Source organism: Bacillus thuringiensis, assembly GCF_001595725.1.
In the GTDB taxonomy this organism is placed as follows: domain Bacteria; phylum Bacillota; class Bacilli; order Bacillales; family Bacillaceae_G; genus Bacillus_A; species Bacillus_A thuringiensis_K.
The window spans coordinates 597,329-622,743 of record NZ_CP014283.1; the positions used below are offsets into that span (position 1 = coordinate 597,329).

Below are 25,415 nucleotides of genomic sequence, written 5' to 3' on the forward strand. Positions count from 1 at the left end.
TTTATCATTTAAATCATAAGATAATTCATATTTGGAACAGCCCTTAATTTTTAAAAGAAAACCCAAAAATGTTAACTACCTTTTCCCACCTGTCACTTATTCAAAACTGGCTTCCAAAGCGATAAGGCAAAAATCCAATTTGAGTCGCCATTTCCTTGATGATCTTGAACTGCTTCATACACTTTTCCCTCATGTACTACTCTATCGCCTTTAGTATATGCTTTTCTTGCATCCCATTTTTCATATGTGGAATCCTCTGACTTTGTTGTTACATTCAAAACATCACTTCTACTAGATTCATTTCCAGCTAAATCAACCGCCGTCACTACATATTTATACGATGTATTAGCCTTCAAATCTTTATCCATAAAGGATGTATTAGCCGCTGTCCCAATTTTATTCATAACCCCAGCGCTTTCTCTATATACAATATAATGGTCAACACTTACATTATCTTCAGACGGACTCCACATCAAATCAACAGTTGTCGCTGTTGTACCCATACTATGTAATCCTTTTGGTTGAGTTGGAGCCTCTATATCTGGGATTGCATGTGTTGTCTTAACCTTTAGTTTTTCACTTTCTTTTGATATGTTTCCAGCAGAGTCTAATGCCTTTATTGTATAGGTATATTCCGTATCTGCTTTTATTTTTTTATCAATAAAAGTTGTACCTGGTACCGTATCAATTAGTTCGCCATTACGTAACACTTGATATTCTTTTACACCTATATTATCAGTAGAGGCCTTCCATGTTATTTCAACACTATTGGCAGAAACTTTAGAAGCATTTAATTCAGTTGGTTGACTTGGAGCTACTGTATCGGGAGTTTCATTATTTACTAGATTTACATCAATTACATTATAAAACGCATTTGACGTATCTTCTACATCCCATACAGCTAAAATAACATGATAACCATTGCGATCAGTTGGTACATTAATTGTATGTGTTAAATTATTTGATGCGGCAGAACCATCATGTTTCACAGTTCCAATTGGTTCTAATTCAGCACGTGTTAATGGTTTATTAGGATCCCATCCCTTTTTTGTAATGTAATAATGCCATTTACTTGTAGGATGTGCAGCTGTATATTTCCATGTAAAGGTATTTGCTCCACCCTTAATCGTGTTTTTGAACCAGCGATTTGATGTTTGTTGGTCAAGAATTCCTCCAAACAGTCCTCCTGCCGAAGCGATTTTTCCATCAATCGGTCCCCCATCTGGGAATCCTTTAGGTGCTTCTAGGCTTTGAGGTTCGTACATTATATTTCCACAATTTAAATTCAATGCTCCATAATTCTGACTACATAAAGCAGCACGGCTACTTGGCTTTTCAACAAATCCATGTGCATAAGCACTTTGAGGAATCATAGTAATAGCCGTTACCCCTGCAGCCAGAACACAAGCACCAATTCCTTTTTTACTTTTTCTTAATCTTTCCAATTTAGATGTTAATTTCAAATTCATTCTTGTCCCCCCAATATATTGTTCTCGCTAATATAATAGCAATATAGGGATAAACGAACAAATCGCCAATTAATATATTAATATCTCTCATAAATTGGTACATTTATTATTATTTTTAATCTCCTATAAAAATAAAGTAAATACAATTACGCTATTTTGTAACATTATGTATTTAAAGAAGAATAAAAACTCCGTTTAATTTCACAAAAAATTCAAATATTAAAACAGATAATTAAATCATGTAGGAAAAATAAATTTTTTATATTACAAAAAAGCAAAAAAAGTCTGGAAGAAACCAATTATATCCGTTTCTTCCAGACTTTCACTTCTTTTATACCACTCACAAGTCCTTTAACATATACACTTGAGGTTAAAACCCACATAACTAATATAACCTATATGTTGACTAGCTTTTAAATATTAAAATTCACAAATTAATAGTAACAGACCAATTAAAACAAGCCATTTAGCAAACACATATAATATTCTTACTAATTCAATCTAACGCTTAATTACTTATAAAATGACTCAAGTTATCTAGCTTAACTGTTCTATTTTCTTTATTAATACCATTGTCTACCCTACATTTTCTTACTTTAAACAGATCATCAAGAGATTGTTAATGTAAGAAAGATTTGAAAACCTATTTTTATTATCATATTCTAAAAATTTATTATATTATTTTTATCTAATAAGGCACAGAAACAAAGGATAAACTTCAGTGTGCTTGAGAAACGTTTAAAGGGTACTTTAGTACTGAGTTTTTATTAAATGTTCCTGTACCTAATATTTAAATTAACGTATGTCAAAATATTTTACAATACGAGCGTTAAACGTTACATAATTCTATATAAAATGATACATTTCATCAGCACGCCTCTCCTAATATTTATTCTAAATATAGAAAATTCAGCTCGTTAGGATTTAATTTTAGAATTCTCATAAAAGCAAATGATAGATTAGGTACGTAATTGTCACAAATTAATAGTCGATATACTTTTTAATTGCCTATGAAAACTCTATTACCACTTTATTATTTACTCCTAAACTAAGGCACACCTATACCTGCAATTTCTTAAAACTCTTTTAGATAATATTTCAAAAGAGTCGATAGTTTTATTTTTTTATTTTTTTATTTTTTTATTGTACATTTGTACATTTAATGTTAGGATTATGCCTATTAAAATTGAATCCTAACGATTCTTCTTTATAAATTCCATATTTTAATTGTTAAATAAAAATATAGATTCTGATATATATATTCAAAATCAGACCTATAATGTCTTTATTTTACAATAATGTCGTAGCATACCTTTAGAATGGAAAGATATATGCAACAACGTGTTAAGGGGTTACAGGAGGAACAAAAATGAGAGACTTTTTTGATGATAAGTATAAAAATATTGAATTAAAAAGGAGGTTAATAAATTTAATAAGTGAAATTAGCGAATTCAAAGGAAAATTAGCTGCTTATCAGGAACAAAACCCTGACATATTTAATAGTTTAGAAAAAACTATACCACTACATTACATAAAAAATTTCACAACTATTTATGAGGATATAAAAGTTCCTAATAAAAGATTAAAAGAACTTATTTTAGATGATATAGTACCTCAAAATATTTCTGAAGATGCTATTTTCTGCTATTATCAAACACTTTCTTTTGTACATAAAAACTCCTGTACTTTATTAATTAATCCAGCAACTATACAGGAATTACATTTTCAACTAATACATTATATTACCTCTGACAGTGCCAAATGGCGTGAAAAATCTTTTATTATTCCAGGAGTTCCAGAACATGGAATGCACTTGAATAGTTACCGCATTCTTCCGCATGAACTTATCCCACGGTTTATGGAGCAATTATGTGATCAATACAACTCATTAAATACTAGTAAGGGGCTACATTCACTTTTATTAATAGCTCGTTTTATATTAAATTTTTATTGCATAGTCCCTTTCAATCAAGGTAATAACAGGCTGGCATTTATGTTAATGCAATTGCTGTTAATTAAGAGTGGACATACATTTGTAAAATATGTATGTTTGGATAAATATATTAAGAAAAACGAATCTGATTATTACAATTCGATTTATAAATCTTCGGTGAATTGGTACTGCGAGGAACATAATAATAGCTTTTGGTTAAAAACGTTTTTAACAATTATATTAGAGGCTCACAAAGATCTACATAACACAGTTCTAGATTCTATATGTAAACATACTAAAGTTGAGAGAATTCAGGATTTTATACTTAAACAAAAACAACCTTTTACTAAGGAAAGTATTCGTAACACTTATCCAGACATTGCAGAAAGTACAATCAGTAAGGCTTTAAATTCCTTGCAAGTGTTTGGCCATATTAAGCTAGTTACAAAAGGAAGAAACGCAACGTGGATTAAGATTTGACCATACTTTCAATACACATGAGGTTTAAAAATTCAATTATAACCTTATCATTGAATTTCATTTTAATTTTAAGATAATATTACTTTTTTAGTTATTTCTAATTTCAACAAAACATATTATAGGAAAAGGTCCGCTTTCCCCCGCCTTTTCCTATAATAAAATGAAATATAAACATAAAATAATTGTCGAAAAAAGTCTAATTTTAATATTTTTTCTTTATTTTCTGGTTGTAAACGCTTCTATTTCGTGTTACCATCTTAATCAAACAATAGATGGTCATAAAAATGAAAGTATTTCTTTCCCTTAGAAACATATAAACGTACGGTAATCTCAAGAAAATAAGGCCAAAGCAATATTTGATACCTACCAAAATAACTAATAGGAATTTTGCGTATATATTTTTCTGTTAATTCAGAAAAACATTTTGTCCCTAAACAAAATTTGTTAGCGCGCAAACTTTAATTACACTAGAACACCCAAATAAATATAATGTCTTTTTAATTGAGCATTAAGATATGAAAAAAGAATTCTTCCTACAAAATTCAGCTGATGAACTTAAAGACATCTAAATTACTACCTTAAACGCCATCTATTGTTGACAATATATTTATCAACTATGAAAAAGAGCCTATCAAGGGTTCTTTTTTGTTATAATCATTCAAATTTCAATTCTATCTTGATACTTAGATTCCCCCACAAATCACCTCTACTTTTTTGCTCTCAATTATTAATTTCCGTTCCCAATTTGTTTGAATTTGTGAATAAAATTCCATCTTATAAAAATAATAAATACAACTAATCGTTATATATTAAAGAGGTGTCAATTTTGTCCTTAAATGAAGAGACCTTAGAAACTAAGACATATAAAACCATTGAAAAGATCGAAACAAATAACCTAAAACAACTTAAAAATACACTAGATAATATCTTTGATATTAGTGCAGATTTGATTGAACATCCTTTACAATTAAAAACAAACACGAATATTTTGCTTTATTATTTTGAAGGCCTTACAGATGGTGTTGCATTAAAAGCCAATGTTGTTACACCATTATTACAAGAAGTAAATGAAGACAGTCAAATTTTTAATTCTAATATTATTGCTACTCATACAAAAATCGTATATACATGGAATGAAATTAAAGAAGGATTACTTGAGGGTCAATGTGTACTATTTATGGAAGGAGAAAATCGGTCACTTCTAATAAATACAAAAGGCTGGGCAGAGAGAGCCATTCAAGAACCAATTTCAGAAGTTACTATTAAAGGCTCACATGATGGTTTTATTGAGAATGTCACAAAAAATATAGGCCTAATTCGTCGATATATTCCTTCTACAGAGTTAAAAATCAAAAAGCTGACGATTGGAGAACGAGCTACTTCTTTAGTCTATTTAATTTACTTAGGTGATGTAGCAAACGCAGATGTAGTCCAAGAAATAGAAACTAGAATCTGCAAAATCAAAACAGATGCGGTATTAAGTATTGGAGAGCTATCTAATTATACAAAAGATCAAAATTGGACTCCTTTTCCACAGGCTTATTTAAGCGAACGTCCAGACGCCATTTCAAATCATATACTTGATGGGAAAGTAGCAGTGTTAATGGATAGATCCCCTGGTGCTATGGTTGTTCCTATGAATTTGATTGGATTTTTTCAAACCCCAGATGACTATAATATTCATTGGCTCATTGCATCTTTTTTTCGCTTATTACGATTTGCAGGATTTATTATAGCTATTTTTTTACCCGCATTTTATATTGCTATAGTATCCTTTCACTTTGAGATCATTCCTATAGATTTATACACTTCTATTGCAACGTCAAGAGTTAAGGTCCCCTTCTCTCCCTTATTGGAAGCTTTTATAATGGAAATTACACTGGAAATGCTACGTGAAGCTGGTATTCGCTTACCACAACCTATTGGACAAACTATTGGTATTGTTGGAGGGATTGTAATTGGACAGGCGGCTGTTCAAGCTGGACTTGTGAGTAACGTTATGGTTATTATCGTATCTATTACAGCCATTGCATCATTTATTGTTTCTAATTATGATTTATCAAGTTCTATACGCCTTATTCGTTTTCCAATGATGTTATTGGCATACTTTTATGGGGTTGTAGGTATTGTTAGTGGATTGATGCTCTTATTTGCTCATTTTGTTTCACTGACTTCCTATGGTTCACCATACGGATTGCCAATCGCGCCATTTCGGCTTCAAGAGTTAAAAGATTCTTTTGTAAGGTTTCCTATTTCGATGATTACCACCCGCTCGAGTACTGGACAGCCGAAACAAGAAAAGAAAAAAGAAGGTGGTCCGCATGGGGAATCTTAAATTCAAAAATATAACTTTATTCGAATTTATTATTTTCATCCATTCGCTGCAACTTGCATCTGGTATGTTAATTATGCCAAGCCCACTTGCTACTACTGCTGGTACAGATGGCTGGATTTCGATCATTCTCGGATGGATAGTTACTTCTATAATCGGTGTAATTATTATATTAATTTTACAAAAAAATCCCAACAAAAATTTCTCACAAATCTTAAAAACATACTTTGGTAAATGGATAGGAACAATTCTTTTTCTTGCATATGCCTCTTATCTATTTTTTGCTGGATTTAATACTTTATTAAAGGCAACTGATATTGTAAAAGTGTGGATATTTCCTTCCACTCCTGCTTATCAAATCACTATATTATTACTATTACCTTTTATTATTTTAGTCCTGAGTGGGTTAAGGGCTCTTACTAGTTATTCTATGCTTGTTTTCTTCTTCACTACTTGGATGCCACTATTTCTTCTTTTTTCACTAAAGACTAACTACAACCCTTTACACCTACTACCTATTTTTAAAGATGGATTATACCCTATTATAAAGGCAACAAAAGAAACCATTACACCTTATGCTGGCTTAGAAATTGCATATTATATATACCCGTTCTTACAAAAAAAACAAAAAGCCATAAAAGGGCTACTAATAGCGAATACTGGAACTATGCTTTTCTATCTATATGTGACTATTCTTTCTTATATATACTTTAGTCCAGAGGGGATAAAAGACGTAATCTGGCCAGTATTTCATCTGTTAAAAGGGGTTCGTTTTTCTTTCATGGAAAGATTAGAAATTATATATATCGCTTACTACTTGATTGTATTTTCCACTACAATATATCCGTATTTATTTTTCAGTTTTGAATCTGTGACCATTTCACTTCAAAAAAACGTCCGTAATTGGGCGCTACTTGCTTTTATGTTATTTATAGTTGGTCTATTTATTTTCCTAAATCCCGATGTGGATCAATATTTGTTTATATATTCTCTTATGGATATCTTAAATGTCATTTTCTATATTCTATTACCAATTATTTTTTTCGTTTACAGTATTCTTTTTACTTGGGTTACTAGGAGGAAACAACTTTGATTCGAAAATGGATATGGGTTTTAATTTGTTGTGTATATATAATTGGTTGTAGTCAAAGAATTCCTCTTGAGAAGGTTTCATTAATCCTGTTAATTGGCTTGGATAGAACCGCTAATGGAGACATAAAAGTTGGAACAAGTATACCACTCTTTCATCATAAGCAGCAAAAAAGTACTATAGAACATTGGACAAAAGCATCAACTGTATATACTGGATTCAGTAAGATAGATACGAAGTTAACGGGCTTTATGACAGCTTCCAAAGCTGAAATCATTTTAATTGGGAAAAAATTAGCGCAAGAAGCAAATTGGTTACAGGAGCTTGATTCTTCTTACCGTGATCCTTACGCTACCATTAATGCTAAAGTAGTACTTGTAGATGGGCCTGCAGAAGAAATTTTTAAAATTTATAAGCCTAGTAAACCATCACTATCATCTTATATAAATGGTGTAATCGAATCCTCAATTCAAAATAACCAATCCGTCTCTTCTACAATTCAGCAATTAATGAGAGAACAAAATGAAGATGGAATGACGCAAACTGTTCCAATTATCAAAAAAACAAAGAATGAAATCGACACAGTAGGAATTGCATTTTTAAATCGAAAAGGGAAATATTTAACTTATATCCCTAAAAAAGATGTTAAATTTTTCAATCTTTTAAATAAGTCAAAAAGTAACGGGCGAATGATAATACACCTTGCACTGCCTCCTAAAAATTCCAACAAAAAAACAAATACTTCTATCTTCGTACAGAACGCGACAAGGAAGGTAGATGTTACTTTTCAAAACGGAAAGTTTGTATTTAATCTCGATATATATGCTAATGTAGCTTTAATAGAAAAAACCAATCCGAATTTAATTAAGGGGTACTATGATAATAAAAAAAATATATATCATTTAAAAAGTGCTATTCAAAAAGAAATTAATAATAATTTACAAAATATATTAAATGAAATACAGCAGAATAAAATTGATCCAATCGGATTATCCCTATATGCTAGAGCTTTTCAATATAAAGAATGGAAAAAAGTAAAAGGAGATTGGTTGCAAGCGTTAGCAGAGGCTAAAATAAATGTAAAGACGCACGTCAAAATAAAAGATACTGGGACCATTAGAAATTAAAATAGACTAGTCTATTTTTCTGCTTAAAAGTCTTTCTAAGTGGGTTTTCCCTCTTCAATATTTATCATGTAAAAGGTGCTAACTCGAAAAAACTCTTTCCGTTCTTTTAAAAGGCAATAATTTAACTACGCAAATCAAGTACCAGTTTCTAATTTAAAGAGCTGAAGAAATTATAACTCTGGTGCAGTAGATATGCCAGATGCCATTCCAATTGCAATTCCATGATATAACGTCAAAGCCAAAATTCCTAAGTTAAGGAATTTTGGCTTTTTGAGTTCACAAGAATATCTTATTTTTAGCTCTATGTACCTAGCTACAATAAATACATATCAACATTGGAAAAATAAAAAGCAAAGCCTTTTGGCTCCACCAAACCAAAATTCATCTCTCACCTATCGTCGTGCTATGTTCTTCACACGCTTGAGGAAGGAGAATTCTTTCGGGAAATACGTTAAATTATAAGTACATTCGACAACAATCAATTATTTTCTAAAAAACAATTCCACATCTTTATCAACTCATTTTAGAATATTTAAACAATAATTATATATACATTCCCTGCATAAATTATTCATTTTCTTTTATATAACACCTATTTTTTTACTTCTGATAAATTATTAAACATTGGATTATTATACACAACCCCTAAAACATGGGGTATTTTGTAGAATTTTGTCTATCAATATGTATGTACACCCTTTTGTAGTGGATATAGACTGTGAGGTGTAAGGAGATACCTTACAAAATAATAAAAAGGAGATTATAGAATGAGTAGATTAACAAAATTCTCAAAGTTAGCATTTGCAACTTTAATCGCGGGAAGTAGTTTAAGTACCTTTGTTTCGTCGCACAGTGTACAAGCTGACACCTTAGATCCTAATTACCAAGACAATGTAAAATTCATACCACCTTCTAGTGCTAGGCCAGCATTGGAACAAAAAAACACTATTGTTCCCGAATCAAAAGTTATTAAAAATCATTATGTAAAGTACTCTAAAGCACATTTCCAAACTAAAGAAAGTATACCAAAAGAGATTTATTATTCTTCAGAAGGCTTTAAGGGCTATATACAGGCAAGTACCGTTTGGGATATGGGAGATCATTTCGCAACACTATATTCCGGAACTGTTATTCGATGTTAGACTTTTAATCCCTTCTCTCTTAATGCTTATAATGATCAATAGCTCACTGCCAATACTGTAATGTCTATTGTTCATAAAATAAACCACAAAATCTTTCGATTTCATGGTTTATCAAATATAAAGATAATGCTAAACGAATACTCTAACATTACCTTCCCCAAAGTTAATTATAGAGTATTTTCAAAAAAAAGACACTCTTGTAGTGTCTTTTTTATAGTATTTTTAAAGAATCACGCCTACTAACACCTTATTGTTGTGGCTATTCATTTATTTCAATATGATACTTTTCCATCTCGTATATGCAATAGACAATGATAGCTAAACTCCAACTGACACCATAATAATCATGTGTGTAGAAGTCATATCCCGCCTTAATACCTTTCTCTATTACAACAAATGTAAATCCTAAAGCCACCCATTTGTTAATTTTCATCTTAATAAACGTTAAAGAGATAATTATTAAAAATAAAATATTTGTAAGATGATTTATCATTAGCTCATATTTTTGAATGTATACTGCCATCATACAAGCAACGATATTAGTCGCAATGCCAAAGGCAATCATCGCTCCCCAAACCCTGTCCGAAAGTCCCACTCCTGAGTCAGTCCCTTCCTAAACAAAATTCCTTTTCCTTAATTAGTTCCTACACCCTATTCAAGATATGCTAAATTATCCTTGTCTGATGAATATCTATTTATCTTTTCATATAGAGCAAACAAAATCTCGACTCATAATTTTTTCTTTATTAGGCAAACTATGTCTAAGCCGTTTGAACTAGCGGCTTCACTCTTCTGGTAATGGGATAGCACAATTTATTGAATTGACTAACTCATTCAACCCACTAGCACCGGCAGGCAACAAAATAGTTGTCTGCCATTTTTATGTATACTTTTTCTAAATTCATTACGAACCAAGTGTGGGCTGTACTGATTTCAAAAAGGACGGAATATCATTTTTGAAAATGTAAAAAAGATAAGATCCTGTCTACTGTTGGTATAGGACTTTTTCTTTTCACATATACTATTTTTGAACCTGTTTACCAATACGTGTCCTAATGGTGTCTTGAATTCCTCCTAATAAGGGCTGCAGATACGACTGCATGCCCTTTTTATTTACGTTGCTGCTCTATATTTCATAAAATAATTAAAAACTAAAAATGGATTATTACATATTTTTTTCTGTTCAGATTATGTTAAAATTTACTTCATAGTCGAATTTTGGTTTCATATCTAATTCAGCAATATGTGAACTGTTTGCCTAAAGAAAAGACACCCAAAAGGTGTCTTTTCTTCTTTTCATCTAAAAAACATTTTTCCTTTTCAGTAAGATCCAATTAGCCCTCTAATCTAAACCTCATCTTTAAAGGCAATTTAATCACGGTACTCAAGCTTTTTCACCTATTTCGATATGCCTATAGTTTAATTTGAAATAATATATTTATTACCTTTTTTAACAAATGAAATCTACTATTAGATTTCTAAATGTATACTGTACTAAGCGCCATTTAACATCATATAAATAGTGTTAACCATGTTAATTGAATATTAGTAATAGTAAGTATAAATATTATCAATTTACTATATATTACATATATGTAAAAATGGATGTATGTTAAGCTTTTTCAAAATCTTTCTCCTAATAAAGATTTGAAGTAGCATTTCATGATTCTCCTTACTGTTAATATGCCTTGAAAAAGAACCCTATAGGGTTCTTTTTCTTCTCATTATAACCTCAGTAAGTCCATACAAAAAGGACTGCTAATTACCTGCAGCCCTTTACACATTAATATACACTTGTATTAAATACTTAACACTTTATTGTATTAGGCATTCATACATACTAAACATGCCATTATCATTTAGACATATAACACTTTAAAGTTTAGAAGTATACAATAACAAATCGTTCCCAGCTTCCAGCTACATAACTAGTAGCTGTTAATTCTCTACCACCATTTGCTGATATATACCTGCCATTACTGAGTGCTTGTAATACATATATCCTATTGTCTCCACCATTATATAAGATAAACTTTTCCCATGCCCCAATTGATGTACGATCTGCTACTACTCTACCATTTGGCTCAAACGAAACATACTTCCCATTACTTTTGGCTTTTAAAGCGTACGTATATAATTCTCCAGTCGGAATTAATTCGAATTTCTCCCATTCATTAACTGCATTACGATTTGCTGTTACATTTCCCAAAGGCTCAGCAGAAACATATTGTAAATTTGCTGCCTGTATAGCAACTGTCCAACTTCCATTAAATAAATTCACGCCTTTTAATGTAGCTGCTTTTGATAGGTTGGCTGCAGATACATCATTGGATGGTGTAATCATAAATATCATTAAAACCATCGACAACACCATTAAAACTAAATTTTTTGAGACTGTATTACCTCTTGCACGTGTTATAAACCTTTTCATTCCCATTCCTCCCTTAATATACATAAAACTCATATACATCATACCAAATATGTAAAACATTGTAATATTTGAGAAGATTTATCAACAAATACCCTACTATTCTGTTTCTTTTTTCTCAAATCTATTGCACTTAAACATTTATTAATTCAAAAACATATTTATAAAAAAATGTAGCATTTGATGGCAACGAGAGTATATAAAAAAGAGAGCGTATTATTAAATAAAAGCCAAATAGCCGTTCATAATGAACGACTATTTGCATCTAACTAATAATTAGAATGTTCTTCATATTAATCTATTTTGTTTAATCCCGTTGAAGTAACTTGATAGATTCTTTTTTTGCCTATATATTCTTGTTTATTATTCTCAAAGTTAATAAGTGTAGCGCGTGTCTTTTCCTTTACTGCTTCCCCTTCTATATGGGTAAACTCAATGTAATCTCCCACTTTTACCGGAACGGTTTGACTTTCAGCAGTTTGTTGCCTATTTCCCACTATATCCTTATTGTATACAACACTACCAGTTGAATTCTTTACTGTAATACTTGCATACGTATTATTAAAGTAAGAATGTGGTACGCCTGCTTCTAAATTCACCTGCATTTTCTCTGTTGTCCTATTATAATCTACTTTTGCGATTTCTCTATCACTATATCCTTTTAAAGACCAACCAAAATGATTTCCATCTAAAACTGTTGTTTCTGGCATTTTTTCTACTTTCTTCAAGCCTTCTTTTGTGACTTCATACATTGCTTCTTTTCCAAAGCTTTCCTGTTTACTGTTGCCTACATTTGTTAAAGTAGCTCTATGCACACCTTCTAAATGTGTCAGCTCAATATAATCTCCTACTTTGACTGGAACCTTTTGTGATTCAGCATTTTGTTGTTTGTTCCCATAAATGTCTTTATTGTATACTACTTTACCTGATGCATTTTGCACTTTAATACTCGCATATGTTTCATTAAAATAATGATGTGGTACGCCTGCCTTTAAATCAATTTGCATTTCTTCTGTCGTTTTATTGAAATTGATTTTTGCAAACTCGAAATCACTAATTCCTTTTAGTGACCATGCAAATTGATTTCCATCTAAAATTGTTGCTTCTGGCATTTTTTCAACTTTCTTCAGACCTTCCTTTGTAACTTGGTATATTACTTTTTTTCCAAAGCTTTCTTGTTTACTGTTGCCTACATTTGTTAAAGTAGCTCTATGCACACCTTCTAAATGTGTCAGCTCAATATAATCTCCTACTTTGACTGGAACCTTTTGTGATTCAGCGTTTTGTTGTTTGTTCCCATAAATGTCTTTATTGTACATTACTTTACCTGATGCATTTTGTACTTTAATACTCGCATATGTTTCATTAAAATAATGATGTGGTACGCCTGCTTTTAAATCAATTTGCATTTCTTCTGTTGATTTATTGAAATTGATTTTTGCAAACTCGAAATCACTAATTCCTTTTAGTGACCATGCAAACTGGTTTCCTTCTAAAATATTATTTACATTAGGCATATCTGGTTTAATTGGATTAGAATCCGTACCCTTCCAAATCTCTGCTGTTAAAATCGGATATCCTAATGCAGCTACTTTTTGAATTGTATCGTTATTTGGACGTAATCCCCACTTCTCAAAGAAAGGAATTAAATTTTGTTTGGCTACTTTTGATGCTGAAATCATAAATAGTTGTTTTTTATTTTCATCAGTTTGTGGAAGTTCACTTGAAGGCATGTCTCTATACAATTGATGTAATTTAGGATAGAAATCCTCTCCATACGCTAACTGTAGTTGCCAAAGCATAACAAGCTTTACAAAAACATCGCTAATTTCATCATAATTTTTATTCACTTGCTCTAGATATTGAAATGCTTTTGGATAAATTCCACTTTTCTCTAAGTTGGATGGTTGATTAAATGCTTTTTCTACAGAAAGGCTGTATATATTATTTTGTACTTCTGTCATATTATAAAACTTCCAGGGCGATTGTTGTCTCAAATGTCCTGCCTCATGCCAAGGGCCCCAGCCATCTGTTATAAATTTATTAATATCTAACACGTATTGGATTGCATCTCCTACATATGCGGTTCGATAAGAAGTTGCATACATATAATAATCAGGAGAATGATTTTCTTCTACGTAATGAACATAATGTTTATCTACTTGTTCTTCGGATAATCCAGCTACTTTGTCTTGAATTCGAGTAGCTTCATCCATCTTTTTTAAGAGTTGTACAGGATCTGTATTAGAACCCAACAAATATTTCTTAACACGTGCAGGGCTAGCCGTAATTAATACACGTTCTCCTTTTAACTCTACTGCATGTGCATTAGGATACTGGTCCAGCATGTTTATTAAATCTTGTTTCGTATGCTTTCCTAGTTCAAAGAAAGGCGTAGTCGTTCCACCTGTTGTAATTGTTGTTCGAATGCTACCACCTTGCTGTTTATTATAAAAATAAATCAGCCCCCCATTTGGAGATTGGATTGTGTTTACACCAGGTTTTAATGTAAATGATTTTATCTTAGAATCTTCTCTCCAAGAAGCATCATACGAATACGTTCCAATATATACCTGAATATCTTGATTATCTTCTACATTAATCGTTATTTTTTCATTTGGCTTTGCATATAAACCAGTTGGTTCATATGGACTAAATGCCATACTTTTTCTTTCCTGTTGTTTCAGTACCTCAACATCCCCTTTTCCTGGGACTGTAAATATTCTATTTTCTGATTTAACTGATTTTTCACTTTGCAGTGATGTCGATAAATTTTTTTGCTGCTCCTTTTGCTCCGCAAAGACATCTGATGAAGAAATCATTCCAGTGGCAAGCATAGTTACTGTAGCAGTAGCTGCAAGTATTTTTCCAGTTTTATGTTTTGAATTATTCCCCATATTTTCTCCCTCATTATTCCTTAGTACTCTTAAGGATTTTTTTCTTCTTCATGTTTTTACAATCTAAACTATTCATACTATTTAAGTTGTGTCTATTACTCTATATTTTTTCATAAGTATCTCCTTTTTTTATTTATTATTGTATATAAATGTTATTTGATGACACATTAAATAACAACTTTACGACAAACTCACCGATAACAGCCTATTATGTTTTAATTCTGTATTCTAAACTTACATCCAATTAGAGAAATATATCCAATTGCAGAAATAAGTAAATAAATTACAACATTCAAGGATTGGAATCTCACAAAAAATTCATAAATCTTTTTTCGCTTTAAAGGTTTAGACAATTACGACCACATTTGTTTGAACCTCCACAATTTTTTTCTAAGCTATTCTCTAAAAAGCTTATTTTTCGTTGTAAATAAACCTGATTGGTACTCTTTATGCAAAAGAAAAGATGGAATCTTTAATTCAACTCCACCTTTTTTCGAAATAAAAAGCATCTAATTCTATTTGAATTAGATGCTTACATTTAGTCCTTAAGCCTAATATTCTAAACTATTTACGCGTTTGTAAATCTTTTTTTATTACATCCCAGAGTGAATTATCTTGACGCATCGGTTTACCCTCTTCATCCCATTTTATTTTTCCTGTTCCCAATTCATAATTCATCCCTGTCCATGTGTCTTCACGGAATGCATAGAATGATTTATGCCATCCTTTTTGGTTAAAGATAGAAATAAGATCTTGCATGTATTGGGTAGCACCTGGAACAGTACGGTTAATTCCAAACTCCTCTGCAATAATTCGATTAGGTGGTACATGATTTTTCTTAGACCATTGTTGGATTGGCTTCAAAAACTTCTCTAATCCCTGCTTATTCCACATTACAGGTTTCTCTAAGTCTCCTACTTTTACTAATCCTGGATATTGATATTCTTTATTTTTCTTTTCACCTTGACTCGTTAATTCATATGGTTCATACATATGAAATGCGTAAAGCGTTTTTTTATCCTTTACTGGCTTTAAGTATTTAAAGGCCCATGGAGTAGCATATAAACCTGAATCTAAAATAACTGGTGTTTCTTGGTCTACTTCACGAATGGAATTGATCACCTTTTGATAAAATCTGTTTAAATCCGCTGTCGTTCCCTCCACTTTTGCATACCATTTCTCGTAATCTTCCGTCCAAAAATCATTATATCTATTATTTTTAGCTGTTTCTGGATGTGGTTCATTTATAATATTATAACCAACCACCGCGGGGTGATCTTTTAGTTCCAGAGCGAGGTCCTTCCAAAATTGACTTGCTTGTTCTTGATACTTCTCTTCTTCCCATATTCTGTCGTCATTCTTATTATTATTAAATTGGCGCCATCGATCACCAGGTAAGGATAACATTGTAACAACGACTTTCATTCCTTGTGATTGTGCGGCATCTAAATCCGCCTTTAATTTTTCTAGATCTTCCTTTACTAATCCCTGATAGTTATCTGAATTACCTATCAGAAAATCCTTTCCAGAAGTATCTGGTTTATCTTCAAATAGAAAATCTTTATCTTTCGCCCATTTATCAGGTGCTAAACGAACATATTCAATATTAGCTTCTTTTGCACTTTTATAGTTTTCAGGTAATGACGTACTATTCATGAAATTAGTACCCTTTCTTTTCGAATCCCAAAAACTAATTTTTGAATCGCTCTTACATTCATTTCCTGTACTCCAAAACTCATCATGCCTAATAACGCAACAATTGGCAAAATTTTTTTCACAACTTTTCCTTCTTTCTCTTTATATTTTACACACATAACTTACCTTTGTTTTGTTACAGGAATATGGCAATTTTTCAAAAATACATTTTAAGTTTATAAAAAGAAAGAGTTAATTAGAAAGTTGCTTTATTTGCTGAAAAACAAAAAAGGAATCCTTTTCGGATTCCTTTTTGCCTTGCACTCTTTTTCAAATAGTGCATTTTTGCACCTACTTTTAGTATACATTACAATTCATACAAAGCAAATGAGAATAAACAGAATTCACATCTTTATTTTCATAAAAAGATGTGAGTTTAGAAATTAATTATACTAGACTCACTTTGGAAAGATTTGTGTTCTTCCACCAATAATCATAAGCTTTTGGCTATACCAAACTGAAATGCACCTACCGCTTTATTATCGCTCTTCACACGGTTAAGGAAGGCGAATTCTTTCGGTAAATTCGTTAAAATGAGCAACTGTTTAAATTATTTATTTACTTCATTCCATAATGACAAAGCAAAAATCCAGTTTGGATCTCCATTCCCTTGATAATTTTGAACTGCCTCGTAAACCTTACCCTCATGAACTACTTTATCCCCTTTTTTATACGCTTTATACGCACCCCATTGTTCATAAGTGTTTTCTTGTCCTTTTGTAGCAATTGTTAAGGCATCACTTTTCATTGATTCATTGCCAGCTGTATCAACAGCAGAAACTACATACTTATATATTGTATTCGCTTGCAAATCTTTGTCCATAAATGAAGTTGTATTAGCAGTGCCTATTTCTTTCATAACACCCCCAACTTCTCTGTAGACAATATAATGATTCACATCTATGTTATCTTCAGACGGACTCCACATTAAGTCGATACTATTCGTAGTGGTTCCCATGCTGTGTAATCCTTTAGGCTGAGTTGGTGCTTCTGTATCTGGTTTTTCCACTGTTGTTTTAACAACTAATGCTTCACTTTCCCTTGATATATTCCCTGCAGCGTCTACTGCTTTTACTGTATACGTATACTCAGTGTTCGGGCTTAATTTTTTATCAACTACACTTGTACCCACTATAGTATTAATTAATTAATTGACCATTACGTAATACTTGATATTCTTTGACCCCTACATTATCGATTGCAGGCTTCCAACTAAGTTCTACACTATTTGAAGTAGCTTTTACGACTTGTACTCCAGATGGCTGAGTTGGCGCTTCTGTATCTGTTTTTTCATTATTTATTAGATTCACATCGATCACATTATAGAAAGCATTTACAGTATCAGCTACATCCCAAACTGCTAATATGACATGATATCCACTGCGATCAGTTGGTACATTGATTTTATGTGATAGATTATTAGATGCTGCAGAACCATCGTGTTTTACAGTTCCTATTGGTTCAAAATCCATTCTTGTTAAAGGTTTATTTGGATTCCATCCTTTTTTTGTAATGTAATAGTGCCACTGACTTGTTGAATGAGGAGCAGTATATTTCCAAGTGAATGTATTCTCCCCGCCCTTAATAGTATTCTTAAACCATCGATCAGCTGTTTGTTGATCAAGAATTCCACCAAATAGACCTCCCGCTGAAGCAATTTTCCCATCAGCTGGCCCGCCTTGCGGGAATCCTTTAGGTGCTTCTAAGCTTTGCGGTTCATACATTATATTTCCACAATTTGAATTCAACGCCCCATAATTTTGACTGCATAAAGCAGCACGGCTACCTGGCTTTTCAACGAACCCATGTGCATAGGCATTTTGAGGAATTAAAGTTGTACCCATAATTCCTACTGCTACTGCAGCGGCACTTAATCCTTTTTTATTTGTAACCATTTTTTTTAACTGCTTAAAGAATTTTTTGTTCATTTTAATAGTCCCCCTTACTAATTTCTTCACTTTATTAAGAGCATGAATGTAAATGAAAGCTAAATATACATAACTTCATATTCAACTATTCATTTATCTTTATAACATTCAAATAACTTTATAATTAAATTATCACATAATAATTTATTAAGCTTACAAAGAAATTGTGACAGTTATTGGACTTTCTTCAACTACCATCCTTTCTTACTTAAAAATTATACGTTCCATAGCTTGAATTAAAAACTTACACTTCAATATAATATTCTGAAATTCACCCTTTCCAAATTTCATTCTTCAAATGATTATACTTTGATCAACATAGAAAAAAGTTTCCCCTATAATAGGAAACTTTTACTTATAATTTACCTATAGCCCTAAAATTTCTACAATCTGACGAGCTTTAGTATTATCAATATAATAATGCATCTCTAGTCCTTTTCTTTCTGCACGGAGTACAATTCCTCTTAACTTTGCTAAGTGTTGTGAAACAGTGGATTGTGGAAGTTTTAATATTTCTGTTAACTGTGTAACATTGCACATTTTATGATGTATTAATTCACTTATGATTTTTAATCGAACCGGATGCGCCATTACCTTCAATACATCTACATCTTCTTCACGGATTTTAGCTAGATCATTATTAGATATTACTGTTAACATTTCGCATTCTCCTTTATTATTAATTTCTACTTTCCTATTATCCTTATAAGTAATACTTATAGATAATTACAATTTTTCCTGTTGAGAAAATACATTCTACTCAATACAAAAAGACACCTATTCCGAAAACAGTTTTTTACCGTTCCAATGAATTGGTGTCTTATAATTTTTTAACTAGACTCTTTTTATTCATATTATAATTTCTACATAACTTTGAATAATGCTTTCTAAGCAAAAACAATACTTCCACTCCTCGTTTCAAGAAAAATTTAATTGAAATATTTACTTTCTCATATTGCTAAACCTATAAGAACCCTCTACTCATCTCACCTTTTACATCATATATTATTTATTTCTCAACACAAAAACATGGAATAAAAATTCCAATAATGGTAATGTAATGGTACCTTCAATTGTTAACTGTCATCCCTTTTTTTAATCCCTGTCTTTAAAGACAGGGATTTTAAATTTCCTTAACTAAAACTGTCTATTAATTATAAACCTAAAACTTCAATAAGCTGCCACTATAGTAGAGATAGGCTTTCATATTTATTCATTCCCCTTTCATGCAAACATGATATTTTCCGACTCACTTCAATCACATCACGTTTGCGTGAATTGTTAATGAGAAAACCATGAATAAAATATAATTGGGTCATCCCAATTAATTTATTTTTCTGAATTTTATTAAAAAACAAATATAATACAATTAAACGAACTGGATACTTTGCTATAATGGTAATATATAACATTAGTAGACTTTTATAGGATGGGGGAATATATAATGATGGTTTCAGCTAAGGGGAATAATGAAATTACAAAGCTATTAAGCGATTGGTATGTTGAAATCCGCTCAAGGCGTATAGGTAATGCACATCAATTAAAAGAAATAATTGATTCTAAGATGCATAATATTGAAGAGGATCAAGATTTATTACTCTACTACTCACTACTAGATTTTAGATACCAATTTGTAATTGATAATTTAAGCGTTTCAAAAAGCAGTTTTGACAAAGTTGAGGCTTTTGATATGCCTACAGATAATTTCTTAGCTTATTATTATCACTTTTTCAAAGGGATTCATGCCTCTACTATTGGCGAATATCAAATCGCAAAGGAGAGTTATGAAAAAGCAGAAAAACTTTTAGACTGCATTCCTGATGAATTGGAAAAAGCGGAATTTTATTATAAAGTTGGAGCTTTCCATTATGACATATATCAAGGGCTATTATCTTATAAAAAAGTATCAGAGGCAAGAGAAATCTTTGCTCAACATGCTGGGTATGAGATCAATGTAGCATTCTGTGATAATCTTATAGGCTTAGCTTGTACTCATTTGAGAGAATGGGAGCTCGCTGAAGAATATTTCACGAAAGCAATGGATATGTTCCAAAAAATAGACGAAGAACAATTTATTTTAATGGTGCGTCAAAATTTAGGGTTAATGTATGCTACTCAAAATCTTTCGCCATTAGCCATTAGATATCTTTCAGAAGTAAATCAAAAAATGCCTAACAATTATAAGGCTCTTTTTATTGAGGCAAGGGAACACATGAAGGAAGGAAATCACTCCGTTGCCAAAGATCTCATAGCAAAGGGATATTCCGTTTGTCAAGAGATTGAAAATATAGAGTATCTACACCATTTTAAAATATTAGATGCAATGAATGGAGGTTTTCCTGCCGAAGCACTTGAAATGACAGTGTTAAAAGGCGTATCATATTTTAAAGAGCAAGAACTTTTCGAATTCATTAAGGAATACGAAGAATATCTTGCTACTGCATTTTATAAAGAGAATAACCATATTAAAGCAAGTCATTATTTCTATTCATGTTCTCAAGCAGGAAAAAAAGTTATTGAGAAGGAGGCATTAAAATGAAAAAGACAATTCTCGGTTTAGTTGGTGTAATTACTATTTTTACTTTAATGTTTGGTGCCCAATCCCCTACAGAAACACATAAAGCTATTGATGTTATTCAATATGCTCACGGAAATCATGGTGGTTAAGATCTTAATTTAGCGAGGATAAAATCATACAATATGCTCGCGGCCATACTGGCCTAAATAATCAAAGGTCTTCACTTTATTGTGAGGGCTTTTATTTTTATTAATAATAAAAAAGGAATCCTTATACTAAGGATTCACTCCAGGAAAATATGTAGAAAGAGATACATCAATGAACGAAATATATTGAGAAACATAAAATAAGATTGAATATTCTTTCTTTTTAACATAAAATCAATATGAGTCAAGTGACATCATCTCTCTAACTCTTCTAAAAGAATCCTTTATGACATGGGGATTCTTTTGCTTTAGACAAATTATTCTTATTTTAACATTTGCAAAAACATCTTCTTAACCAACTACTCAACAAATATAAGTAAGGACTTAGTTTTATGAACATTTTTATGATCTAAGCAACAGGTAATAGCCTTCAATATTTGTTGGATGTTATTATCAGAAAATAAATATTCTAAAAAATAAAAAGATGCTCTATCAATACTGTAAGAAGATTTGCTGCTAAACATGCATTTTTTCATTGTACCTTTTATAATCTGATCTTTTTAACACTAAAGAATCAAGTATAGATTTATAGCCATGAATTCTTCTATTTGTACATATAATATTCTTTGTATCTTTCAAAATTCGTTTTTTTTGTTTGTGCTGATGTTGTGGGTGATTTTAATGATTTAGATGCTACTACCTGCTTTGGTATTTGTAATGTGCCTCGTTTCTTAAGTTCTCTATACAAACTACTCACATTGCACCTCAGTTTTTTTGCAATAGTTGGATATTCCTCTCCTTGATTAAATAATTGTACTGCTTTTTTACATTTCGTGTCCCACTTTTCTTCTGTCGTTTGAAATTTTTGAGTTCTTTTTTTAACTCTATGTTTTTCTAATTTAATACTCTCTCTTTCTATTTTACATCGCTTGGCAGAATACTGTTCTGCGTCTGCCTTACGCCCGGAATGCTCCTCCTGTATACGTATCATTTGTACTTTTTTCGCAATTTCTCTCAAGTTAAAGTCACCTCATTTCGTTTGATAAATTCTACCAGTACTTGATCACCCTATTGTCTGTATCCCCAATCATCGTTTATAAACAGCTATAAATACTCACATTCCCCTTATAATAGTTTTCAATCTAATATTTACGGAAAATTATAATCAATTCTATTTTTACATAATTGGAAACTATAGTAAATTGATAATATTGACACAGAATATTCTAAACCTTAATTCGCACTATACACATCAATAAACTAATCATCCCCTTTGCTTAAAAAGTCGAAAATATCGTTTTCGCATAGCAAAACACTGTATCCCCTATTCAGAGTCATACAAAACAAAATACTTTATCTATTATAGCTATGGCACAAAGAAAAAGAATGCAGACATGTACTGCACTCTTTTTTAGTAACCTCTATATCAATTTTTCACCACAGTCAGCTCCTCCATTATTAGAAGGACTAAACTTTAAGCTTGTGAATTTATCATTCTGCAGTACATCATCTTTTGCAGCTATATTTAACAACACTCTTTCTATCATCCTATTTCGATTTAGAATTAAATACCTAATACTCCGACAATCTGACATGCCTTGGAATTCACAATATGATAATACATCTCTAATCCTCTTCTTTCCGAGCGAAAAATTTTCCCACGCATTTTAGATAAATGCTGAGATACGGTAGATTGAGGCACATCTAGTAGCTCTGTTAACTGTGTTACATTACAAATTTTGTGACGTTCTAACTCCTTCACAATTTGTAATCTAACTGGATGGGCCATAATTTTTAATAGTTCTATATCCGCCTCTGGAATTTTGTACATTTCATTACTTGCCTGAATAGTTGTCATTTTAATTTCTCCATTTATAATTTCTTTTTATTTTAAACATCTATTTTTAAGTATGTTGTGTTTACTTGAGTACATTGTTTATAACCACTATGTTGTTTGTTCTTTTGTCTCCCTATCAGATTTAATATATAGAAGTATTATTATGGCTAAAAATCCAACAAAAGATAACATAGGTATCACGATGAAACTGAATAAGTTTAAGTAATCTTTTGTGCAAGAAACTCCTACTGAACAAATCTTCATCTCACTATTAGGAAACGCTTGAATTGTAATTTGATATACAGATAACATTAAACCGATACACGCAAATGGAAATGCATACGTGCTTACGTGCGAATCTTTTCTATACATCCCTATCCTCAATATTAATACTAATGGATACATGGCCATTCTTTGGTACCAGCACAAATCACATGGTGGCAGCTTCATCCACTCACTAAAAAACAAAATAATTAACATTGCGCTAGTAGCTATCGTCCAAGCAATTACAATGTGATACTTTTGAATGATTAACATCTTATTTTCGCCTCACCTAATTTTTAAAATACAAAATATTCTCTAATTTATGACTAGTTTATTTCCGTGTTTTGAGTATGCTGTTTCAATAGACAGTATCCAATCGTTAATATCTTCCCAGTCATATCCCTTCTCTTTTAATTTTAGAGGGAAAAGATTTTCAAAATCACCACGCATTTCGTACATGGTTTCTAATGCTTGGGCAGGTCTCGAATCATTTTTTGTTTGCGCGGAACTGCTGCATGCAGACATTTGAATTACGAATGATGTTATACAAATAGCTTTAATCCATATTTTCATATCGAAATTTCTTCCTCCTACTTAAAATACGTAAATAGCTGCATCTAATAAACAAACGGACTTTCCAATGTATTTACTTCTCGATAATTACAATATAGGCAAAACTGTATCCATTTTGGATGATCCTTATATAGTTCTCTAAATGAACGTTTCTTACAATTCAGGCATATTGACGCCATGCTTTTTTCATTCTCTTCCTGACTTTTCAGTTTTTCAAAAGATACATTAGCAGATGTTATATTACTGGAACACAATATACATCCCCCCTTTGAGTCTTGAAATCTTAAAAATACATAAAAAAGGACACACCTATGGCATATGTATGCGTAGGTGTGTCCTTTTGCAAGATAGTTTTAGAAGTATTTTGTTACTTTCATCATATCATATTTCGTATTAGTTTTATATATAAATTTAAAATAGTGCTAAATTTTTTTTGGGGAAGATAAATTGTCTGATCTAATTTTTAGTTTTTTAGGGATTATTTTTTCAGTTCTGTCGTGAAGGTGAATATAGATCGTGAAACAGTAGGCAAAATTAATTTTGATAACTTCCTATATAAAAACCTTCCTACCGCTGTTAGCGTTTATTGACAACATCCTGCTTTAGCAAAATAAATGAAAAAGACCGCCCACGACTAAGGCCGTTTTTATTTCTTATTCAATTTCCTTCCATTTCGTCCAACGCATGCGCCTTCAAATATAAATACGCAGTTATTTCTTCTTTCGCCATCCCTTTATCGGCACACATGCCGTCTAACAGGACCCATTCGGAATCCCCTACGAATTCCCGAAACCGTTTCTTATCTTCCTCGACTACCAACATCATTGTTAAACTCTTCCATACTTGTTAACACACGTTTCCGTCCTAATTCATCGATATAAAATACAGATATTATTTTATCCGGTCGGTACACTTTAAATTGAAACGTCTGCTTTCCTCGTTTTACTTCGATAGGATACCATTTCAACTTTTCGTAACCTGACATAGATAATTCATATAAACCTAACGGTATATTATTATCTAACAGTTGAGTGCTTGTCATATTTTGGCTCCTTTTTCGTTATGTAATAATTACACAACTAAGTTTACCAGAGTACCGTTAAGTCACCTTTAAGCTTAAGGATTAGCTTACATTTATTCTAAGTCAATAATATTGTTAAATTAAAATATTTTTGTTTCGAAAAGCGTAGAATATTATCTCGTAAATTAGACCCAAAATTTTAAAGTCTGTACGGATTTTCCAGGTGTCTGTCGAACAAAAATTCCGAATACCTTCCCCGCCCCTAAAGAAAAAAGCCGGTATTATTTTACCGACTATATTTTAAACGGTTTTTATTTTCACAAACACATTTTTACAAATTCACGAAATCATTTGAGGAATAAGCTCTGTTAAATAACAATTTTAATCAATTTCTTCATTCGGTTTAGCTCTTAGACTCAAGGACTGATAAATGAGCCTCAAGTTTACCTAAATTCGTATGTAACTTTCTACATTTGATTACTACTTTTCCCCTGGTTATAGTAATGCGGGTACTGGGCCCAAATAAGCTTTATTG

General features: G+C 31.5%; 18 protein-coding genes and 2 pseudogenes. 7 read left to right on the forward strand and 13 right to left on the reverse strand.

Annotation, left to right across the window (positions count from 1 at the left end):
* Nucleotides 1-92: 92 nt before the first annotated feature.
* Entirely contained in the window at nucleotides 93-1,469 is a 1,377-nt protein-coding gene (locus tag AXW78_RS28760; protein WP_061884992.1) for a lytic polysaccharide monooxygenase, read from the reverse strand.
* A 1,369-nt stretch (nucleotides 1,470-2,838) separates the two neighbouring features.
* Between AXW78_RS28760 and AXW78_RS28765 the strand changes: the two genes are divergently transcribed.
* From AXW78_RS28765 to AXW78_RS28785, 5 genes are all read left to right on the forward strand, one after another.
* A complete protein-coding gene (locus tag AXW78_RS28765; RefSeq protein WP_061884993.1) occupies nucleotides 2,839-3,882 on the forward strand; it encodes a Fic family protein in 1,044 nt (347 codons plus the stop codon).
* A gap of 826 nt (nucleotides 3,883-4,708) precedes the next feature.
* Nucleotides 4,709-6,217, forward strand: a complete 1,509-nt coding sequence (locus tag AXW78_RS28770) for a spore germination protein (protein ID WP_047387432.1) — start codon at nucleotides 4,709-4,711, stop codon at nucleotides 6,215-6,217.
* Nucleotides 6,204-7,307: a GerAB/ArcD/ProY family transporter gene (locus AXW78_RS28775; protein ID WP_061884994.1), complete on the forward strand. Its 1,104-nt coding sequence runs from the start codon at nucleotides 6,204-6,206 to the stop codon at nucleotides 7,305-7,307. Before AXW78_RS28770 ends, AXW78_RS28775 begins: the two co-directional genes overlap by 14 nt.
* Nucleotides 7,304-8,431, forward strand: a complete 1,128-nt coding sequence (locus AXW78_RS28780; protein ID WP_061884995.1) for a Ger(x)C family spore germination protein — start codon at nucleotides 7,304-7,306, stop codon at nucleotides 8,429-8,431. Before AXW78_RS28775 ends, AXW78_RS28780 begins: the two co-directional genes overlap by 4 nt.
* A 767-nt stretch (nucleotides 8,432-9,198) precedes the next feature.
* Nucleotides 9,199-9,573 carry a hypothetical protein gene (locus AXW78_RS28785; protein ID WP_000088950.1) on the forward strand — a complete coding sequence of 125 codons (375 nt, stop codon included), beginning with the start codon at nucleotides 9,199-9,201 and terminating at the stop codon, nucleotides 9,571-9,573.
* 259 nt (nucleotides 9,574-9,832) lie between these two features.
* Here AXW78_RS28785 and AXW78_RS28790 read toward each other — a convergent pair whose 3' ends face one another.
* The 6 genes and pseudogenes from AXW78_RS28790 to AXW78_RS28815 all read right to left on the reverse strand — a co-directional run bounded on the left by AXW78_RS28790 (nucleotide 9,833) and on the right by AXW78_RS28815 (nucleotide 19,181).
* The gene (locus AXW78_RS28790; RefSeq protein ID WP_000524427.1) at nucleotides 9,833-10,168 is read right to left on the reverse strand and encodes a hypothetical protein; all 336 of its coding nucleotides are present in this window, start codon (nucleotides 10,166-10,168) and stop codon (nucleotides 9,833-9,835) included.
* A 1,287-nt stretch (nucleotides 10,169-11,455) separates the two neighbouring features.
* Nucleotides 11,456-12,004: a fascin domain-containing protein gene (locus tag AXW78_RS28795; RefSeq protein WP_000819427.1), complete on the reverse strand. Its 549-nt coding sequence runs from the start codon at nucleotides 12,002-12,004 to the stop codon at nucleotides 11,456-11,458.
* A 290-nt stretch (nucleotides 12,005-12,294) separates the two neighbouring features.
* Complete coding sequence (locus AXW78_RS28800) at nucleotides 12,295-14,898, reverse strand: putative mucin/carbohydrate-binding domain-containing protein (RefSeq protein WP_061884996.1); 2,604 nt, start codon at nucleotides 14,896-14,898, stop codon at nucleotides 12,295-12,297.
* Nucleotides 14,899-15,462: 564 nt separating this feature from the next.
* A pseudogene (locus AXW78_RS28805) lies at nucleotides 15,463-16,712 on the reverse strand (glycoside hydrolase family 5 protein).
* A 431-nt stretch (nucleotides 16,713-17,143) separates the two neighbouring features.
* Nucleotides 17,144-18,521: pseudogene (locus AXW78_RS28810) on the reverse strand (lytic polysaccharide monooxygenase).
* A gap of 366 nt (nucleotides 18,522-18,887) precedes the next feature.
* Nucleotides 18,888-19,181, reverse strand: a complete 294-nt coding sequence (locus tag AXW78_RS28815) for an ArsR/SmtB family transcription factor (protein ID WP_000958631.1) — start codon at nucleotides 19,179-19,181, stop codon at nucleotides 18,888-18,890.
* Between the two features lie 784 nt (nucleotides 19,182-19,965).
* Between AXW78_RS28815 and AXW78_RS28820 the strand changes: the two genes are divergently transcribed.
* Entirely contained in the window at nucleotides 19,966-21,060 is a 1,095-nt protein-coding gene (locus AXW78_RS28820) for a response regulator aspartate phosphatase (RefSeq protein ID WP_016090608.1), read from the forward strand.
* Nucleotides 21,057-21,188, forward strand: coding sequence for a hypothetical protein (locus AXW78_RS34100; RefSeq protein ID WP_000751016.1), 132 nt, complete (start codon nucleotides 21,057-21,059; stop codon nucleotides 21,186-21,188). The genes AXW78_RS28820 and AXW78_RS34100 overlap by 4 nt, the downstream gene beginning before the upstream one ends.
* A 601-nt stretch (nucleotides 21,189-21,789) precedes the next feature.
* Here AXW78_RS34100 and AXW78_RS28825 read toward each other — a convergent pair.
* The 6 genes from AXW78_RS28825 to AXW78_RS35090 all read right to left on the reverse strand — a co-directional run bounded on the left by AXW78_RS28825 (nucleotide 21,790) and on the right by AXW78_RS35090 (nucleotide 24,901).
* Nucleotides 21,790-22,203, reverse strand: a complete 414-nt coding sequence (locus AXW78_RS28825; RefSeq protein ID WP_061884997.1) for a hypothetical protein — start codon at nucleotides 22,201-22,203, stop codon at nucleotides 21,790-21,792.
* Between the two features lie 546 nt (nucleotides 22,204-22,749).
* Nucleotides 22,750-23,043 carry an ArsR/SmtB family transcription factor gene (locus tag AXW78_RS28830; protein ID WP_061884998.1) on the reverse strand — a complete coding sequence of 98 codons (294 nt, stop codon included), beginning with the start codon at nucleotides 23,041-23,043 and terminating at the stop codon, nucleotides 22,750-22,752.
* Between the two features lie 87 nt (nucleotides 23,044-23,130).
* A complete protein-coding gene (locus AXW78_RS28835; protein WP_061884999.1) occupies nucleotides 23,131-23,559 on the reverse strand; it encodes a disulfide bond formation protein B in 429 nt (142 codons plus the stop codon).
* 42 nt (nucleotides 23,560-23,601) lie between these two features.
* Nucleotides 23,602-23,811: a hypothetical protein gene (locus AXW78_RS28840; protein ID WP_061885018.1), complete on the reverse strand. Its 210-nt coding sequence runs from the start codon at nucleotides 23,809-23,811 to the stop codon at nucleotides 23,602-23,604.
* 705 nt (nucleotides 23,812-24,516) lie between these two features.
* Nucleotides 24,517-24,684, reverse strand: coding sequence for a hypothetical protein (locus AXW78_RS35085; RefSeq protein ID WP_231122464.1), 168 nt, complete (start codon nucleotides 24,682-24,684; stop codon nucleotides 24,517-24,519).
* Nucleotides 24,659-24,901 (reverse strand): hypothetical protein, encoded by a 243-nt coding sequence (locus AXW78_RS35090; RefSeq protein ID WP_231122465.1) that lies wholly within the window; start codon nucleotides 24,899-24,901, stop codon nucleotides 24,659-24,661. The genes AXW78_RS35085 and AXW78_RS35090 overlap by 26 nt, the downstream gene beginning before the upstream one ends.
* Nucleotides 24,902-25,415 lie beyond the last annotated feature (514 nt).

Excerpts from the sequence above, each read along its gene's own strand:
- AXW78_RS28775 (WP_061884994.1), top strand. The coding sequence starts at position 6,204 with ATGGGGAATCTTAAATTCAAAAATATAACTTTATTCGAATTTATTATT.
- AXW78_RS28815 (WP_000958631.1), bottom strand. The coding sequence starts at position 19,181 with ATGTTAACAGTAATATCTAATAATGATCTAGCTAAAATCCGTGAAGAA.
- AXW78_RS28835 (WP_061884999.1), bottom strand. The coding sequence starts at position 23,559 with ATGTTAATCATTCAAAAGTATCACATTGTAATTGCTTGGACGATAGCT.
- AXW78_RS28800 (WP_061884996.1), bottom strand. The coding sequence starts at position 14,898 with ATGGGGAATAATTCAAAACATAAAACTGGAAAAATACTTGCAGCTACT.
- AXW78_RS28760 (WP_061884992.1), bottom strand. The coding sequence starts at position 1,469 with ATGAATTTGAAATTAACATCTAAATTGGAAAGATTAAGAAAAAGTAAA.
- AXW78_RS28785 (WP_000088950.1), top strand. The coding sequence starts at position 9,199 with ATGAGTAGATTAACAAAATTCTCAAAGTTAGCATTTGCAACTTTAATC.
- AXW78_RS28820 (WP_016090608.1), top strand. The coding sequence starts at position 19,966 with ATGATGGTTTCAGCTAAGGGGAATAATGAAATTACAAAGCTATTAAGC.
- AXW78_RS28840 (WP_061885018.1), bottom strand. The coding sequence starts at position 23,811 with ATGTCTGCATGCAGCAGTTCCGCGCAAACAAAAAATGATTCGAGACCT.
- AXW78_RS28830 (WP_061884998.1), bottom strand. The coding sequence starts at position 23,043 with ATGACAACTATTCAGGCAAGTAATGAAATGTACAAAATTCCAGAGGCG.
- AXW78_RS28765 (WP_061884993.1), top strand. The coding sequence starts at position 2,839 with ATGAGAGACTTTTTTGATGATAAGTATAAAAATATTGAATTAAAAAGG.
- AXW78_RS28795 (WP_000819427.1), bottom strand. The coding sequence starts at position 12,004 with ATGAAAAGGTTTATAACACGTGCAAGAGGTAATACAGTCTCAAAAAAT.
- AXW78_RS34100 (WP_000751016.1), top strand. The coding sequence starts at position 21,057 with ATGAAAAAGACAATTCTCGGTTTAGTTGGTGTAATTACTATTTTTACT.
- AXW78_RS35090 (WP_231122465.1), bottom strand. The coding sequence starts at position 24,901 with ATGACAAGCACTCAACTGTTAGATAATAATATACCGTTAGGTTTATAT.
- AXW78_RS35085 (WP_231122464.1), bottom strand. The coding sequence starts at position 24,684 with ATGATGTTGGTAGTCGAGGAAGATAAGAAACGGTTTCGGGAATTCGTA.